Annotated in this window: 10 protein-coding genes; 5 read left to right on the forward strand and 5 right to left on the reverse strand. The window is 45.0% G+C overall.

Features of this window, described 5'->3' with window-relative positions; all coding sequences use genetic code 11:
• Positions 1-25: 25 nt before the first annotated feature.
• A complete protein-coding gene (rluC, locus tag KI743_RS17220) occupies positions 26-970 on the reverse strand; it encodes a 23S rRNA pseudouridine(955/2504/2580) synthase RluC (protein WP_285467426.1) in 945 nt (314 codons plus the stop codon).
• Between the two features lie 594 nt (positions 971-1,564).
• On the opposite strand from rluC, the gene rne reads away from it, so the two are divergent.
• Together rne and KI743_RS17230 are read left to right on the forward strand one after the other, a co-directional pair.
• The gene (rne, locus tag KI743_RS17225) at positions 1,565-4,657 is read left to right on the forward strand and encodes a ribonuclease E (protein ID WP_285467427.1); all 3,093 of its coding nucleotides are present in this window, start codon (positions 1,565-1,567) and stop codon (positions 4,655-4,657) included.
• A gap of 261 nt (positions 4,658-4,918) precedes the next feature.
• Positions 4,919-6,466, forward strand: coding sequence for a SulP family inorganic anion transporter (locus KI743_RS17230; RefSeq protein ID WP_032552029.1), 1,548 nt, complete (start codon positions 4,919-4,921; stop codon positions 6,464-6,466).
• A gap of 92 nt (positions 6,467-6,558) precedes the next feature.
• On the opposite strand, the gene KI743_RS17235 is transcribed toward KI743_RS17230, so the two are convergent.
• A complete protein-coding gene (locus KI743_RS17235; RefSeq protein WP_255230362.1) occupies positions 6,559-7,008 on the reverse strand; it encodes a low molecular weight protein-tyrosine-phosphatase in 450 nt (149 codons plus the stop codon).
• 84 nt (positions 7,009-7,092) lie between these two features.
• Between KI743_RS17235 and cobO the strand changes: the two genes are divergently transcribed.
• Positions 7,093-7,698, forward strand: a complete 606-nt coding sequence (gene cobO, locus KI743_RS17240; RefSeq protein WP_032552027.1) for a cob(I)yrinic acid a,c-diamide adenosyltransferase — start codon at positions 7,093-7,095, stop codon at positions 7,696-7,698.
• A 167-nt stretch (positions 7,699-7,865) separates the two neighbouring features.
• Here the strand turns inward: cobO and KI743_RS17245 are convergent, their stop codons facing one another.
• The 3 genes from KI743_RS17245 to apbC all read right to left on the reverse strand — a co-directional run bounded on the left by KI743_RS17245 (position 7,866) and on the right by apbC (position 12,005).
• Positions 7,866-9,968, reverse strand: a complete 2,103-nt coding sequence (locus tag KI743_RS17245) for an AsmA family protein (protein WP_285467428.1) — start codon at positions 9,966-9,968, stop codon at positions 7,866-7,868.
• Positions 9,969-10,091: 123 nt separating this feature from the next.
• On the reverse strand, positions 10,092-10,733 hold the full coding sequence (gene udk, locus KI743_RS17250) for a uridine kinase (protein ID WP_032552025.1): 642 nt from the start codon (positions 10,731-10,733) through the stop codon (positions 10,092-10,094).
• 195 nt (positions 10,734-10,928) lie between these two features.
• Entirely contained in the window at positions 10,929-12,005 is a 1,077-nt protein-coding gene (gene apbC / locus KI743_RS17255; RefSeq protein ID WP_032552024.1) for an iron-sulfur cluster carrier protein ApbC, read from the reverse strand.
• A 159-nt stretch (positions 12,006-12,164) separates the two neighbouring features.
• Here apbC and metG point away from each other — a divergent pair, with 159 nt between their 5' ends.
• Both metG and KI743_RS17265 read left to right on the forward strand, forming a co-directional pair.
• Positions 12,165-14,240: a methionine--tRNA ligase gene (metG, locus tag KI743_RS17260; RefSeq protein ID WP_150893960.1), complete on the forward strand. Its 2,076-nt coding sequence runs from the start codon at positions 12,165-12,167 to the stop codon at positions 14,238-14,240.
• A gap of 171 nt (positions 14,241-14,411) precedes the next feature.
• Positions 14,412-14,891, forward strand: a complete 480-nt coding sequence (locus tag KI743_RS17265) for a DUF1456 family protein (RefSeq protein ID WP_285467429.1) — start codon at positions 14,412-14,414, stop codon at positions 14,889-14,891.
• The last annotated feature ends 34 nt before the right edge of the window (positions 14,892-14,925 follow it).

Consider the following 14,925-nt stretch of genomic DNA (forward strand, 5'->3'; position numbering starts at 1 on the left):
ATCTCGTATCTCGTATCTTAAAGAATTAAAGCTTACGCAGACCTGCGATTGCCTTCTCTAACTTAGCTTCCATTGGAGCCGAGATATCCATCTTCTCTTCACTGCCTGGATGCGTAAATTTAATGTTTGCTGCGTGCAGGAATAAGCGGTCCAAACCGACTTTACCTGTATAAGCATCAAAGCGGCGATCACCATAACGGTCATCCCACGCAATCGGGTGACCCGTGTATTGAGTGTGTACACGAATTTGGTGGGTACGACCTGTAATCGGGCTTGCTTGAATCAAGGTCGCATCTTTGAACTTTTCTAACACCTTAAAGCGGGTTTCAGAAGCTTTACCATTCGGGTTTACACGAACAATGCTGTTGACTTCATTTTTAAGAAGCGGTGCATTCACTACCTTACAACTGTTCTTCCACTCGCCCATGACTAATGCATAGTAGTACTTCTGGACCGTCTTTTCACGGAACTGAGCTTGCAGATGGCGCAGCGCCGAACGCTTTTTCGCCACCAAGAGGATGCCCGAAGTATCTCTGTCAATTCGATGCACCAATTCAAGGAAGCGGGCTTCTGGTCGCAATGCGCGTAGAGCTTCAATCGCTCCGAACTTAAGACCACTACCACCGTGTACCGCTGTACCTGAAGGTTTATTCAAGACAAGCATGTGGTCATCTTCATAAATGATGCAATGCTCTAGCTCGGACACCTTATTAAGCTTAGTGCTTGGCACGTTCTCTTCGACTTTCTCTTCCACAGTCACTGGTGGAATACGAACAAGATCGCCGGCTTTCAGTTTGTATTCTGCTTTGATGCGCTTTTTGTTAACACGCACTTCGCCCTTACGTACGATTCGATAAATCATACTTTTCGGGATATTTTTTAATTGGTTACGTAAGAAGTTATCAATACGTTGACCAGCCATATCTTCATCGATGTCGACAAATTGGACTTTGGTTCTAATTTCGCTCATGCGGTTAGTGTATCACTGTCAAATTTGATAATTGAGAGTTAATTGCATTTTTCGGCGCGATTATACCCAAAAGGAGGCGTGAAACTTCTATATTTGTTTGATTCTTCGAACAAAAAACAATCAAGACTGCCGCAAAATTAAATATCATTTGATAAATTATTGATAGACAGTGAGTTAGAGCTATCAAAACCCAAACAAAAACCGTTTTTTTTCGCGCATTCTGATAAAGCAGATTGCTGTGATTAGCGACCACTGCTATAGTTCACAGCTGCTATCTATGGTTTGACTACTATTTAAACAGCCAACCATTCACAAGCAAGTAAATGAGTAGATAACTCAGTCAAAACCGTGCTGCATTGGCGTAAGACACCGTTAACTGAGTTCCTTGTCGCTCTACTCACGTACGCTCATGTTGAGTATTCACCGCCACATCGCGGATCATAGTTCACTATCTATGATGACTGACGTGCCCCAAGAGCATCCCTTCCAGCCGGGAGGCTGCACCGATAAAGCCATGGGATCAGGCACCATGAGAAACGAAATCAAGCGACAAGAACAATGATGAAAATAAGAAAAGACAATGAGTATTTCTAAATGAAAAGAATGTTAATTAACGCAACTCAAAAAGAAGAGTTGCGTGTCGCTTTGGTTGATGGCCAGCGACTTTTCGATCTTGATATCGAAAGTCCAGGTCACGAATCAAAAAAAGCGAATATCTACAAAGGACGTATCACTCGTATTGAACCAAGCCTAGAAGCGGCATTTGTTGACTACGGCGCAGAACGTCACGGTTTCCTCCCTCTTAAAGAAATTGCCCGCGAATACTTCCCTGAAGGTTACACATACCAAGGTCGTCCAAGCATCAAAGAAGTGCTAAAGGAAGGCCAGGAAGTTATCGTACAAGTTGAGAAAGAAGAACGTGGTAGCAAAGGTGCTGCACTGACTACTTTCATCTCTTTGGCGGGTAGCTACTTAGTTCTTATGCCAAACAACCCTCGTGCAGGCGGTATCTCTCGCCGTATCGAAGGTGACGAGCGTACTCAACTAAAAGCAGCTTTAAGCACGCTTGAGCTTCCTCAAGGCATGGGTTTAATCGTTCGTACTGCTGGCGTTGGCAAAAGCGCAGAAGAGCTTGAGTGGGACTTAAACGTACTACTTAATCACTGGGCTGCTATCAAGCAGGCTTCGGATTCAAACGCAGCACCTTTCCTTATCCACCAAGAAAGTAACGTAATTGTTCGTGCAATTCGCGACTACTTGCGTCGTGATATTGGTGAAATTCTTATCGATAGCAACACTATTTTTGAGCGTGCACAAGCGCACATTCAACTAGTGCGCCCAGACTTTATCAGTCGCGTTAAGAAGTACGACGGTGAAGTTCCTCTATTTAGCCACTACCAGATCGAAAGCCAAATTGAATCTGCTTTCCAACGTGAAGTTCGCCTTCCGTCGGGTGGTTCAATCGTTATCGACCCAACAGAAGCTCTAACTTCTATCGATATCAACTCTGCTCGTGCAACGAAAGGCGGTGATATTGAAGAAACAGCTCTGAACACAAACCTAGAAGCCGCAGATGAAATTGCTCGTCAACTTCGTCTACGTGACCTAGGTGGTCTAGTAGTTATCGACTTCATCGATATGACGCCTGTTCGTCATCAACGCGAAGTAGAAAGCCGTCTGCGTGATGCAGTTCGTCTAGATCGTGCACGTGTTCAAATCGGTCGTATTTCTCGATTCGGTCTTCTTGAAATGTCTCGTCAGCGTCTAAGCCCTTCTCTAGCAGAAGCAAGCCACCACATCTGTCCTCGCTGTACAGGTACTGGTGTTGTACGTGACAATGAATCTCTAGCACTTTCAGTTCTTCGTCTAATCGAAGAGGAAGCGCTAAAAGACAACACAGCACAAGTGCTTGCAGTTGTACCTGTGCCAATCGCTTCTTACCTATTGAACGAGAAGCGTCGCTCTGTAAACCACATTGAGCGTACTCAAGAAGTTAAGATCACTGTTGTACCTAACTCTGATATGGAAACTCCGCACTTCGAAGTTATCCGTGTTCGTGAAGGTGAAGAGTTCGATCTACTTTCTTACCTACTTCCTAAGAAGCTAGACGCTCTGAAAGAAGCAGAAAGCAAAGAGCCAGCAGAACAGACGATTCGTCCTAAGAAGATCGAAGAACCTGCACTGAAAGGTTTTGCTGCTCCTGCTCAATCTGCGCCAGCTCCAGCGCCAAAAGCAGCAGCTGCAAAAGTAGAAGAGAAGAAAGAAGAGCCTAAGGCACAAGAATCAGGCCTAATCAGCCGCTTCTTCAAAGCTATTGGCAGCTTCCTATTCGGTGGCTCTTCATCTCAAGAAGAGAAACAAGAAGAGAAGCAAGAAGAGAAACCTAAGAGCAATCGCAACAATGGCAACCGTCAACGTCGCGATCGCAATGACAATCGTCGTCGCAACCAGCGTGGTGATCGTAACGAGAACCGCGACAACAAGCGCCGTCGTAAGCCAGCTCGCGATGAGAAGCCTGAAGAGCAAAAAGAAAATGCAACTCAGCAACCTCGTCAAAACCGTAAGCCGAAGCAAGACCGCCGCAATAAACAGCGTGACGAGCAGAAGCAACAACGCGAAGAGCAAGTACCATCTAAGGTTGCAGAACAAGGTCAACAGCTAGCAGCTGATGCTCAAGCGTCTAAACCTGAAGGTCAAAAACAGAAGTCTGAAGCGAAAGCTGCAAAAGTTAAAGAGCGTCGTCAACGTCGTAAACTGAACAAGCAGATCCGCGTTAAAGACCAGCAAGCTCAAGCAGAAAACAACTCTGCGAAAGAGCAGGTTGCAGCTAAAGATAAGTCTGTTGCTCAAGAGCAAAAGGTAGCGGAACAAGTAGAAGCTAACCAAGCGAACGCTGAACAAACAGAACAGGAAGAGCCGAAGCAACGTCGTAACCGTCGTTCTCCACGTCACCTACGTGCAAGTGGTCAACGTCGTCGTCGCGGTCGTGACCGTCGCCCTAACCCATTCCGCCTACGTAAAGGTGGTGTAGCCTCTCCTGAGATGGCGATGGGTAAAGTGATGCCTCGTTTCGTGCCTAAACCGCACCACAAACAAGCAAAACCTGAAGCTGCTAAAGCAGAAGCGCAAGTACAACAATCAACTGAACTAGAAGCTGTTCAAAACAATGTTGTGATTGCTGGTGGTTTTGCATGTCCTGAAATGGCAATGGGTAAAGTTATTATCCGCCGTGAAGAGCCTGTTGTTGAAGCGAAAGCTGAAGAAGTGGTAGCACAGCCTGCAGTTGAAGCACCTGTTGTTGAGACACCTGTAGCTGAAGCGCCTGTAGCAGCACCAGTTGTTGAAGAGGCTCCAGTAGTAGACGCACCTGTTGTTGAAGAATCAGTTAAAGCTGAAGAAACGGTTGAAGCAAAAGCTGAAGAGACTGTAGCTGAAGCTCCAGTTGTTGAGGCACCAATCACTGAGGCTAAACCAGTTGAAGCAGCACCTGTGACTGAAGAGAAACCTTCAGTAGAGGCGAAGAAACAAGCTAGCTCGCCAATGACGAAAGCTCCTGGTCCACAAGAGATCAAAGAGATTGAAGTTGTTGCAGCACCATTCCGTAGCGAACGTTACGTATCGAAGGGTGCTGGCAGTCAGGTTGCTTCGAACCAAGCGGGTTCTGGTATGACTAAGCCAAACTACTAAGCATTTACTGTTGTAAATTCTTAAGTAAATAGAATCAAAGGCTGCTTATTATAAGCAGCCTTTTTCACATGCGTTATCGGAATAACGATTAATAGATATATTACTCAAAGTTAGGTTCAACCTTGAACTTAATCACATTTTTGGGTAGGATTCGCGCACTTATCTTTTTCGACACTTAGCTATTGCCGCTCTTTTATACACCTGTTTAGCTCCGCAATATGTTCGTGTCGGTAAATCCATTTAAAGCATAGCTGAGCACACATGTTCGAATTCCCACAATTTTCAAAGCACTCTGTAAAGAATGACGTTCTTTCAGGTCTTACTGTAGCACTTGCTCTAGTACCTGAAGCCGTTGCATTCGCCTTTGTTGCTGGTGTTGACCCAATGGTTGGTCTATACGCAGCATTCATCGTCGGTCTTATCACTTCTATCTTCGGCGGTCGTCCTGGCATGATCTCTGGTGCAACAGGCGCAATGGCCGTTGTAATGGTTAGCCTAGTTGCGACTCACGGTGTTCAATACCTCTTTGCCGCTATCATGCTAGCGGGTCTTCTACAGATAGCTGCGGGTCTATTCAAGCTCGGTAAATTTATTCGTATCGTTCCACACCCAGTAATGATCGGTTTTGTGAACGGTTTGGCGATTGTTATCTTCCTTGCTCAACTTGGCCAGTTTAAAGCACCAGACATCACTGGCGCGCTAACTTGGCTTCCAACAGATCAAATGACACTTATGCTTGGTCTAGTTGCACTGACTATGGCTATCATCCACTTCCTACCTAAGTTTACGACTGCAGTGCCTTCTTCACTGGTTGCTATCGTGACTGTGACGGCGCTAGTGGTTGGTTTAGATCTAGAAACACGTACAGTAGTTGACTTCCTACGTACTATGTCTGGTGACGATGCTGCAACGCTTGCGGGCTCTCTACCAACATTCTCGATTCCAGCAGTACCATTTAACCTAGAAACGATTTACATCATCTTGCCTTACGCAGTAATTCTGGCGGCAATTGGTTTGATTGAATCACTGCTGACTCTGACAGTGCTTGATGAAATGACAAACACTCGTGGCCAATCAAACCGTGAGTGTGTTGGTCAAGGCATGGCTAACGTAACGTGTTCAGTATTTGGCGCGATGGGTGGTTGTGCGATGATTGGTCAATCGATGATCAACGTAAACTCTGGTGGTCGTGGTCGTCTATCAGGTATCGTTGCTGCAGTTGCACTACTGATGTTCATCCTATTCGCATCGTCGCTAATTGAAATGATTCCTCTAGCAGCACTTGTGGGCGTAATGTTCATGGTTGTTATCGGTACATTCGAATGGGCAACGTTCAAGCTTGCGCGCCGCGTACCAAAACAAGACTTCTTTGTTATTGTTCTAGTAACGGTTGTTACTGTAATGACTGACCTTGCAGTTGCTGTATTTGTTGGTGTTATCGCTTCTGCCCTAATGTTCGCTTGGCAGCACGCTAAGCACATCTACGCAGATACTTGCATCAACGAAGAAGGCTCAAAAGAGTACAAAGTGAATGGCCCGATCTTCTTCGGTTCTACAGCGAACTTCCTAGAGCTATTTAACGCTCAAGAAGATCCTCAAGACGTTATCGTAGACTTCGCAAACTCTCGTGTAACTGACCATTCAGCAATCGAAGCGATCGATACTATTGCTGAGCGTTACGCAGCACAGGGTAAAACACTGCACCTACGTCACCTAAGCCAAGACTGTGTTGCTATGCTGCACAAAGCAGGTAGCTTGGTTGAAGCAAACGTTGCAGAAGACCCAATCTACAAGGTTATGTCTAAGTAATAGCTGATGACTTTACATAGATAAGAATAAAAAATGCCGACGATAAACGTCGGCATTTTTGTATCAGCTTACTAAACCGGAATACGCTCTTGCTAAAGGGATTTCAGTATCGCTTCACTCGACTCTTCAATTAAATCGAGAACCAGCTCAAAACCATCCCCCTCTCCATAATAAGGATCAGGAATTTCCTCATAACTCGATTCACCATAGCTTAGAAACAGAGCCAATTTATACTGTAAGTGAGCCGGACATTGAGATTCTAAGTCAGCTAAGTTTGCTCTATCTGCAGCTAAAATTAGGTCGAACGTATCAAAATCTTGTGCCACTACTTTGCGAGAGCGAATTCCTTTAAAGCTATAACCCCTAGCCTCACCAGCCGCTTTAGAACGTGGATCTGGTGGGTTTCCTTGGTGGAAACCGATTGTACCAGCGGAGTCTACCTCAACCTCGATCCCCATAGACTTGGCTTTAGCACGCAATATCGCTTCGCCTGTTGGTGAGCGACAGATATTCCCCATACAGACTACCAGTATCTTTTTCATCCCTAATCACCTGTTCTTTCGATGGTTTTTGATAGTGTTAACTTAAGCTATGATAGTGCTAATCACAAATTATAAGGAAGAGTTATGTCGACTGAAGACAACAAAGAACAGCGCCATAAGGCCCGCCAACAGAAAGTTAAAGAACAAGTTGATGCTCGTGTTGCCGCTGCTCAGGAAGTTAAAGGCCTGCTGCTTGTTATTACAGGTAATGGTAAAGGCAAGTCAACTTCAGGCTTTGGTACCATTACTCGTGCTGTTGGTCACGGTAAGAAATGTGCTGTTGCTCAATTCGTTAAAGGAACCTGGGACAACGGTGAAAAGAACGTACTTGAGAAACTCGATGTTGAATTTCAGGTGATGGGCACTGGCTTCACTTGGGAAACACAAAACAAAGCCAAAGATATCGAAGCTGCACAGCGTGTTTGGACTGAGTGTAAGCGTATGCTTGCTGACGAGTCATTGGATGTGATTCTGTTTGATGAGCTAACGTACATGGTTAGTTACGGTTACATTGAACTTGATGAGGTTGTTGAAGCACTAAACAACCGACCAAAGATGCAATCAGTGATCATTACAGGTCGTGGCGCCCACCGCACACTGACTGAAATGGCAGATACGGTTTCAGAGGTACGTAATGTCAAACATGCCTTCGAATCAGGAGTTAAGGCTCTGCAAGGCGTTGACTGGTAATAACCTTCGAACAGGGATCCTTGACTCAGGTAAATGACGGCTTTGACCGTGTTACCTCCTATAACAAAGGGCGAACGTCTTAGAAAATCTCTGTTTTAGACGTTCAAATAAAAAGCGCCACTCATAATTAAAGAGTGGCGCTTCGTTTATATCAGACTAAAAACGGATTAGTTAAACAGACCTTTTAGGAGTCCATCTACCGCTTCCTTAGTTTTCTCATCTTTGATCTTATCCGTGAGTTTCTCCACACCACGGTCGATCTCTTTCTGCGCTTTCTGTTTCAGTACGTCGTCGAATACCAAGCTAAACTTAGGATCTGTCCAAGCACCTGTAACCTTAATTGGAATCGTCACATCTTTAAGGTCATCAATGCTCTTGCCCCCCTGACCTTCCAGTGAGCCCACAATAGAAGTGCGCACTAGGAAATCAACAGTCTCCTTGATGAAGTTAGCCTTACCTGAACCAGTAACACGCAGCAGAGGTGATTGCGCTGAAAGGTCGTTAGTTGATACCCAACCTTTGTCGACTTTTAGGGTCGCTTTCATCGCACTGAAGTCAGTCTTTTGAACACCTTCGCTCTCGTCGTACTTCTCGCCCGTGATCTTCGCATAGTTCTCACGAATCAGCTGTGCTACGTTGATACCATTTACAGCACCATCGGCAAAATTGATAGCAATAGTACCCACTAGATTCTGCTTGATACCTGTTGGAGTTAGGCTCTTACCAGAAACATTCACGTCAATGTTACCAGTACCTTCGAGCATATCGTTATTCGCAACATCCACCAGCAATGGCTGAACCTTAACACCCTTAATCGCTTTCTTAGCCGTGTATGACGCTGGTGATTTACGAGCATCCAGAGTCGCTGTCGCAGAAATTGAGCCTTCATAAAGGTTAGACGTGAATGACTCTAGTTTTGCCAAACCACGGTTAACCGAGAATGCCGCTTTTACATTCTGCATATGAGCGTTATTAGCTTTGAACTTATCTATTGTAATATCGCCTTTAACATCAAGCGTTTTCAGAGCAGTCAGGTCAGGTTCAACCTCTTTCGCGGGCGCTGAAGACTCAGCTTCTTTAGCTGGCTGTGAAGCGGCTGACGAATCAGAAGCGCTACCCAAACCTAAGAACTCGTCCAAATCAATATTCGGACTATGAAGAGAGAAGCCTACCTTAGGAATCTCAGATAGCGTCACATCTGCTTTACCGTCAAGTGCGATGCTGTTCGCTTGAAGCTTCTCTAATACAAAGCTCAAGTGACTCTTAGTTAGATCAAAACTCAGATCAGATAGCATATCGACTTTCATTGGTGATTGAGGAAGTGCATCACCTTTAAACGTAGAGTGTAAAGTTAGCTTGTTAAGCACAACTTTTGAAATCGCGCTATCAACCATTAGTTCACCAGCGCCTTTCAGATCCAGTTCCATATCCGCAGCGTTACCCACAACGCTGTATGTTAAGTTATTCACTTTGTCGAACTCGAACGTATCAAGACCAATCTTAGCCGACTCAATTTGAGTACTTGGATCGCTAAAGGTCGCATTCAAGTCTATATTACGCAGCGCATAGCTCGCGAAGCCTTTTGCCAGCTTCAAGTCTGCACTGCCTTGCGCTGAGAACTTCTGCTGATTGTTCTCACCAGATGCAGAGAAAGTCGCTGTAGTCCACGTATCAGCCGCGAATTCAGATAGGTTAAACGCCACATCATATAGCTTGATAAATGAACCAGCTTGTTTGTCATCCATCTCGAACAATGCATTCGATACAGTCACACCGGCGAGGTTAATCGTCCAGTTTGAGGCTGCACTTTCTTGTGGCGCAGTGGGCGCTTCTTCTGGTTGAGTTGTTGTCTCTTCTGCAGGAGTAGCAGCGGTTTGAGCCTGTGTTAGCGCGTCAATATTCTTACTGCCATCTTTTAGAGTTTCTAAATAGAATTCTGCGCCATCCAGCGTAACGTTACCGATCTCAAGTTGATTGCTAAAGAGAGGTGTAACAGAGATATCAACGCCGACGGTATCAACTTTGAATAAGTTAGGTTGAGTAAAGCCCTGCGGATTACGCAGTTCTGTCTTTCCTAGTTCAAAACCAATCGATGGGAAAAATTGCCAGCTGATGTCACCTTCAATCACAAGCTCTAAACCGGTGTGTTTTTGGGCTTGCTCGACAATCAGTGGTTTAAATTGGTTGGGATTCACTAACAGCACTAGCGCCAGAATCGCCGCGATAACGACAACAACTGGGATAGCTATGAAAATGAGTAGTTTCTTCATCCGCATATTCCTTGCTTAGATTCCAAAAGAAAGTGGCACTATAAAAGTGCCACTTATTCGATAAAAAATAAAGCTAAGTTAAGAACTTATAACTAAATTCTTACTTTTGTCAGATGGTACCGACTACGCCTTTAATAGCTTAGCAATATGAGCTTTCAAAACGTCGATTGCGATACGGTTTTTACCACCACGAGGGACGATAATGTCGGCATGCTGCTTTGATGGCTCAATGAACTGCATAAACATAGGACGTACTGTCTCTTGATATTGCTTCAGTACAGAGTCCATCGTACGACCACGCTCTTCAACATCACGCTTAACACGACGCAGTAGACAGATGTCTAGTGGTGTATCCATGAAAACACTCGCGTGCATCAGTTCACGTAGACGTGGGTCTGTTAGCAGTAGGATACCTTCTAAAATGATCACTTTCTTTGGAGTAAGTGTAGTCGTTTCAGAAGTACGTGTGTGTTCAGAGTAGCTGTATTCTGGAACTTCAACCGCGTTGCCGTTCATTAGCTCTTTAAGATGCTCACACAGTAGATCGTGATCTAATGCATTTGGGTGGTCGTAGTTTGTTTTAACACGCTCTTCCATACTCAAGTGGCTTTGGTCGCTGTAGTAGCAATCTTCCGTGATAACACCAATTTGATGGTCGCCTACTTTTTCGCGCAACTCATTATAAATAGTACTAGCAATCAGACTTTTTCCTGAAGCTGAAGCGCCAGCGATACCTACGATGACACATTGATTATTATCAGACATTATTTTGCACCCGATATGGTTTTGGTGATGGGAATAGATAAACCGCCTGATTATAGGGGCTAAGCTCTATAGATTCTAGTCGCCATTTCAGCAAAATACCGTCAAATTGATGATCTAAATGGATTAAATCAAAATAAACGTTTGCTTAATGACCAGTGCCCATCAACCGCTTGCACACTCTGTATAAATTATAAACTACTCAACCATTGAGAAGTTAATCGCTTCTGGTTTCACTTTGCCCGTCCAGTACATCTTACAGGCTACATTTTCGGCCAAATCGAGGTAATGGCGCGTATGCTCGCTGTCTGGTCGACGCACTACGGTTGGCATTCCCGCATCAATATCTTCACGGACATCGATGTGCAGAGGGATCTGAGCAAGAATATCAAGGCTAAACTCAACGGCCATAGCTTCAGCGCCACCAGAACCAAAGATATGCTCTTTTTCACCACAGTGGCTGCAGATATGGTAGCTCATATTCTCTACAAGGCCCGCTACCGGCACGCCTACTTTGTCAAACATCGCTACACCTTTACGAGCATCCGCTAAAGCAAGGTCTTGCGGTGTAGTCACAACAATCGCCCCTGTAACTGGAATTTGCTGAGACAGAGTCAGTTGAATGTCACCTGTACCCGGCGGCATATCGATCACCAGATAATCCAGATCCGGCCATACCGTTTCATTCATGATCTGGCCAAGAGCTTTCGCAGCCATTGGACCACGCCAGATAGCGGCATCGTCTTTTGATACCAAGTAACCAATTGAGTGAGTGAAGATCCCATGAGCTTCAATAGGAATCATCCATTTATTGTCACGCACTTCTGGTTTCGCTTGCATCTGGCCGAGCATCATAGGTACAGAAGGACCGTAAATATCTGCATCCAATAGACCAACTTTAGCGCCTGACTTTGAGAGTGCTAACGCTAAGTTCACTGAGGTTGTTGATTTACCAACGCCTCCTTTAGCAGACGTCACCGCAATGATATTTTTCACGCCTTTCACAGGGCTTGATACGGTTGTTTCAAGTGCAGCAGGCTTAATTCGAACTTCAAAGTCGAACCCAGCGACTTTCTGCTCTGCGATTTGATGTGATATCCAGTGTGATAGCTCTTCTACTAAGCTATTGGCCGCAAATGGAAGCGTAATGATGAATGAACCCTTTGGGTCTACCGTCACCATATTCGGTTGCGATGCCCATTCAGGGATTAGAAGTACAGATTCAAACTCATTCAGCCAAGAACAAAAATCTTGCTTTGATGTGAAGTTACGCATTGGGGCTCCTTTTTTTGATTTATGCTATCACCCGCTGACGAAAGACTGAACCCTTAAAAAACTAAGGGATTCGTCAATTTGATACCTTGGCGTGACACCTGTTATAAAGTAGTATTACACATCAAATTTATACCCATCAAAAAGAAGCGAAATTTAAGTATGGCAAACGATCCAAGAACTCTTGATTCAAGGAAACTACTGGTCACTTGTGCCCTTCCGTATGCTAATGGTTCGATTCACCTAGGTCACATGCTTGAGCACATTCAAGCTGACATTTGGGTGCGCTACCAACGCCTACGCGGCAACACTGTAAACTTCATCTGTGCTGACGATGCTCACGGCACGCCAATCATGCTAAAAGCACAACAGATGGGTATTACACCAGAAGAGATGATCGCTGCTGTAAGTGAAGAGCACCAGAAAGACTTCGCTGGCTTCGATATTAGCTTTGATAACTACCACAGCACACACTCAGAAGAGAACCGTGAGCTGGCTTCACACATCTACCTAGAGCTTAAAAAGAACGGCTTTATCTCTAGCCGCACTATCTCTCAGCTATTCGACCCTGAGAAAGAGATGTTCCTACCGGATCGTTTCGTAAAAGGTACATGTCCTAAATGTAAGTCAGAAGATCAATACGGCGACAACTGTGATAACTGTGGCGAAACTTACAGCCCAACAGAGCTGATCGATCCTAAGTCTGCAGTATCTGGCGCAACACCAGTGATGAAAGACTCTGAGCACTTCTTCTTCGACCTACCTCAGTTCGAAAGCATGCTACAAGAGTGGACTCGCTCTGGTTCACTTCAAGCTGAAACTGCGAACAAGATGCAAGAGTGGTTTGAGTCTGGTCTACAACAGTGGGATATCTCACGTGACGCGCCATACTTCGGCTTCGAAATCCCAGGCGAGAAAGACAAATTCTTCTACGTATGGCTAGACGCACCTGTTGGCTACATGGCTTCATTCAAGAACCTATGTAACAAGACTGAAGGTCTAGACTTCGACGAATACTGGAAGAAAGACAGCACAACTGAACTTTACCACTTCATCGGTAAAGACATCGTGTACTTCCACTCTCTATTCTGGCCTGCAATGCTAGAAGGTTCTGGTTTCCGTAAGCCAAATAACGTATTCGTACACGGCTACGTAACGGTAAACGGCGCTAAGATGTCTAAGTCTAAAGGTACGTTCATCAAAGCAGCGACTTACCTAGATCACCTAGATCCAGAATGTCTACGCTACTACTACGCAGCTAAGCTAAACAGCCGCATTGATGACCTAGATCTAAACCTTGAAGACTTCACTCAACGTGTAAACGCTGACGTAGTAAACAAGATTGTTAACCTTGCATCGCGTAACGCAGGTTTCATCACTAAGCGTTTTGAAGGCAAGCTATCTGACAACTTCGCAGAGCCAGAACTGTACAACGAATTTGTTGCAGCTGCTGATCGTATTGCTGAGCTTTACGAAACTCGCGAATTTGGTCGTGCAATCCGCGAAATCACGGCACTAGCAGACAAAGCAAACCAATACGTTGACGAAAAAGCACCGTGGGTTGTCGCGAAAGAAGAAGGTAAAGACCAAGAACTGCAAGACATCTGTTCTGTTGGTATTAACCTATTCCGCGTTCTGATCACGTACCTGAAACCGGTAATGCCTGAGCTAGCAGCACGTACTGAAGCATTCCTGAACCAAGAACTGACTTGGGAAGGCATGGCTGCACCACTGACAGGTCACGAGATCACTAAGTTCAAAGCACTGTTCAGCCGTATCGACCCTAAGAAGGTTGAAGCGATGATTGAAGCTTCTAAAGAAGACGCAGCAGCAGAAGTTGCAGCGAAAGAGAAAGCAGAAGCGGAAAAGAACAAGGCGAGCCAAACTGAGCTAGACAAAGATCCAATCGCAGAAGAGATTGAATTTGATGCATTCGCAGCAGTAGATATGCGTATCGCTCGCATCATCTCATGTGAAGAAGTGCCAAAAGCAAACAAACTGCTTAAGTTCCAACTAGACATCGGCGGTGAAACTCGTCAGGTATTCTCTGGCATTAAGTCAGCGTACAAACCTGAAGAGCTAGAAGGCAAGCTAACTGTAATGGTGGCAAACCTTAAACCTCGTAAGATGAAGTTTGGTATGTCTGAAGGCATGATCCTAGCAGCCGGCCCTGGTGGCAGCGACCTATGGATCCTTGAGCCGCACGAAGGTGCACAGCCAGGTATGCGTGTAATGTAACGCCAACCGCTGAATTAAAAATCCCCATCGCAGCAATGCATGGGGATTTTTTATTTCTGTTGATATCCGACTTTCTCTGATACATTCCACCTTCAACTTTTCAGTCGAAAATACGCTTAATATACGAAACAATACTCGCGATTCTCGACTCACTGCCGAATTAGGACTCCTGTGACTAACAATGAAATCTTGCGCCGTATCCAACACGCGCTAAACCTGAAGAACGCCCAAATCATCAAAGCATTTGAGCAAGCGGACGCTACCGTTGCGCATGACCAAGTAAACAACTGGCTAAAAGCTGAAGGTGAAAAGTCATTCTCAAAAATGAAAGATAAAGAGCTGGCAATCTTCCTAAATGGTTTCATCAATCTTAAGCGCGGTAAGAAGGAAGGTGAGCAGCCGAAACCAGAAGTATCACTGACTAACAATATGATTTTCATGAAACTACGTATTGCGTTAAACATGAAGGCTGAAGATGTACTCGATGCATTAGAAGTGATGGGAATTAGCCTAAGTAAGTACGAAATCGGTGCCTACTTCCGCAAGCCGAACAACAAGAACTACAAGACGTGTGAAGACCAACTATTGTGCGACTTCTTAAGCGGTGTTCAGTTTTCTCAACGCCCAGACTCCGAAGAGTTTGCTGGGTAAGCCTACCTCTGTTAGCACAACGGTAAACGAGAAT

The organism is Vibrio sp. D420a, assembly GCF_030248625.1.
Classification (GTDB): Bacteria; Pseudomonadota; Gammaproteobacteria; order Enterobacterales; family Vibrionaceae; genus Vibrio; species Vibrio fortis_A.